Genomic DNA, 2,367 nt, shown 5'->3' with positions numbered 1-2,367 from the left:
GGGTGTGCGTCCTCGGCGGGGTGCGGCCGGGCGTCCTCGGCGGCAGCCGGGTCCTGCGGCGCGGTGTCGTGGTCCGCCGAGGCGGGGCGCAGCACCGGGATGAGGGCGGGGACGGCGGGGGGCTCGGCGACCCGCGGGTCGAACCGCTCCGGCTCGTGGGTGCCCTCCGGTTCCATGCGGCTCACCGTGTCCTCTCCGTGTGCGGTGCGGGGATGAGAAAGGGCCCTCCCGAAGGAGGGCCCCGCTGGGTGGATCTTACTGGACTCGAACCAGCGACCTCTCGCGTGTGAAGCGAACGCTCTAACCAACTGAGCTAAAGATCCTCGTGCTCCGCGGCGCTTCCGCCCGGGCAACTCGATGGATACTACCCCCCTCCCCCGGCGCGGGGCAAGTCGGCCGCCCGGGGCCGGCCCGTGCCCCGGGGACGGCGGCCCCGGCCGGGCGCACGGCGGCGCCCGCCCCCGCGGATGGTGGGGACGGGCGCCGGGTGCGGGCCGCACCTCATCGGCCCGCACAGGACGTCACTTGGCGGTGACGGCCACGTCGTCGATGCGGAACACGGTCGAGTTGGAGTAGTCCTCCACGCCGCGGAACCGCAGGGTCACGGTCTTGCCCTTGTAGGCGGACAGGTCCACGGTGTGCTGGGCGTAGGAGGTGCCCTTCTCGAGGTTGGAGTGCGACTTCACGGTGGTGGTCCGGGAGCCGTCAACGACCTGCACGGCCAGGGTGTCGTACTGCGAGCGGGTGGTGGTCTCGTCCGAGCCGACCTGCAGCCAGTAGCTCAGGCTCGCGCCGGAGGCCGGGACGGTGACGCGCTGCTCCACGGTGCCGGTGTTCGAGCGGCCGTAGCCGTTGAGCACGCCGTAGTTGGAGCCCGAGCGGGCGTAGCCGGCGGCGTTGCCCACGAAGTCCGAGGGGGTGCCGGTCCAGCCGGTGGCGCCGGACTCGAAGCCGCCGTTCACGATGACGCCGGTCGGGGTCGGCTCCTCCGGGGTCGGGGTGGTGGTCCCGCCGCCCAGCGCCGCGACGGCGCGGGTGGCGTCCACGAGGCCGGCGCCGCAGCCCGCGGAGCAGGCGACGGGCATGGAACGCGCGGTGGACTTCAGGGTGGACTCCACCTGGGCCGGGGTGATGCCCGGCTGCTGGGCGAGCATCAGGGCGGTCAGGCCCGCGACGTGCGGGGTCGCCATGGAGGTGCCGTTGTAGGAGGCGTGGCCGGCCGTGGTCGGCGTGGTCAGGCCCCTGTTGATGGTGGAGATGATGCTGCTGCCGGGGGCGGTCACGTCCACGGCGGAGCCGTAGTTGGAGAACGAGGAGCGGGCGCCCTGGCTGGTGGAGGCGGCCACGGTGATGACGTTGGAGCAGTTGGCCGGGCGGGCGTTGGCGGCCGGCTGGTTCTCGTTGCCGGCGGCGACGACCACGGGAACGCCGCGGTTCACGGCGGCGTTGATCGCGTTCTGGTAGGTGGTGCCGCAGGTGCCGGAGCCGCCGAGGGACATGTTGATCACGTCCGCCGGGTTGGCGTTCGCGGGCACGCCGGTGACGCTGCCGCCCGAGGCCCAGACGATGGCGTCGGCGATGTCGGCCAGCGAGCCGCCGCACTTGCCGAGGACGCGGACGGGCTGGATCTTGGCGTTCGGGGCCACGCCCACCACGCCCTGGGTGTCCGTCACGGCGGCCACGGTGCCGGCCACGTGGGTGCCGTGCCAGGAGGAGTCGCCGGGCTGCGAGGCACCGCACTCACCGGCGGCGTACCAGTCGCCCTCGTCGCGCGGGTTGGAGTCGCGGCCGTTGCCGTCGCGCGCCGCGGCGGAGCTGGAGATGAAGTCGTAGCCGGCCACGACGTTGCGGTCGAGGTCGGGGTGGGAGGTGATGCCCGTGTCGAGCACGGCCACGGTGACGCCGGAGCCGGTGTTGTAGTCCCAGGCGCCGGGCACGCGCATGCCGTTGGTGCCGGTGAAGCCCCACTGCTGGGAGTAGAGGGCGTCCACCGGGCTCAGCCCGGTGGCGGTCATGATGGCGTTGGGCTCGACGTCCTCGACGGCGCCGGAGGCCTTGAGGTCGGCCATGAACCGGGCGGACTCGGACTGGTCCAGCTTGCGGTCGGCCTGGACCACGTGGGAGCCGAGGGCGGTCTCGCGCAGCTCCTTCACCGAGACGCCGGCGGCCTTGGCGGCCTTGCCCCAGGCCAGGGCGCGGCCCTTGCCGTTGGAGTTCTGCGCGGTCTCCTTGTAGGTGACGATGAAGGAGTCGTAGCCGTCGGCGTTGGGGTCCGCGGCGTCGGCGGTGGCCAGCGGGGCCGCGGCGGCGGGGCGGGGGGGCCGGCCGGGCCCGGGGGCGGCTCCTGCTGACCACCGGAGGCGCCCG

General features: G+C 73.8%; 2 protein-coding genes and 1 tRNA gene. All 3 read right to left on the bottom strand.

What is annotated here, in order from left to right; translation table 11 throughout:
* Nucleotides 1-185: hypothetical protein (locus tag NWP10_RS11585; RefSeq protein ID WP_258301005.1), on the bottom strand; the 185-nt coding region annotated here is incomplete at its 3' end.
* Between the two features lie 64 nt (nt 186-249).
* Nucleotides 250-323 (bottom strand) — tRNA-Val (locus NWP10_RS11580).
* A 198-nt stretch (nt 324-521) separates the two neighbouring features.
* On the bottom strand, nt 522-2,367 hold a 1,846-nt coding region (locus NWP10_RS11575; RefSeq protein WP_258301004.1), incomplete at its 5' end, for a S8 family serine peptidase.

Origin of the sequence: Micrococcus sp. HG099, from assembly GCF_024723355.1 — a bacterium.
GTDB lineage: Bacteria > Actinomycetota > Actinomycetes > Actinomycetales > Micrococcaceae > Micrococcus > Micrococcus endophyticus.
Note: the sequence above shows the minus strand (reverse complement) of the source record. Positions and strands in the feature narration are given on the sequence as shown.